Here is a 447-nt window from a genome sequence, read left to right as displayed (position 1 = left end):
ACTGGTGTTCGGCCGACATCGGCTGGATTACGGGCCACTCCTACATCGTCTACGGGCCGCTCGCACTCGGTTCGACGACGGTGATGTACGAGGGGACGCCCGACTTCCCGAACCGCGACCGGATGTGGGACATCGTCGAGAAGTACGCCGTCGACGTGTTCTACACGGCCCCGACGGCGATTCGCGCGTTCATGAAATGGGGAAGCAAGTACCCCGAATCGCGCGACCTGTCGAGCCTCCGCCTGCTCGGTACCGTCGGCGAACCTATCAACCCGCGCGCGTGGAAGTGGTACTACGAGCACATCGGCAACGAGAACTGCCCGGTGGTAGACACGTGGTGGCAGACCGAGACCGGCGGCATGATGATAACGACCCTCCCGGGTGTCAAGAACATGAAACCCGGGTCGGCCGGGCCGCCGCTGCCGGGTATCGACGCCCAAATCGTCG

At 64.0% G+C, this 447-nt stretch carries 1 protein-coding gene; it reads left to right on the top strand.

Annotated features, from left to right (window positions below; genetic code table 11):
* The coding region (locus NKF06_RS20855) for an AMP-binding protein (protein ID WP_253246486.1) at window positions 1–447 on the top strand (447 nt) is incomplete at both ends.

The organism is Haloferax sp. AB510 (assembly GCF_024136985.1).
In the GTDB taxonomy this organism is placed as follows: domain Archaea; phylum Halobacteriota; class Halobacteria; order Halobacteriales; family Haloferacaceae; genus Haloferax.
Note: the sequence above shows the minus strand (reverse complement) of the source record. Positions and strands in the feature narration are given on the sequence as shown.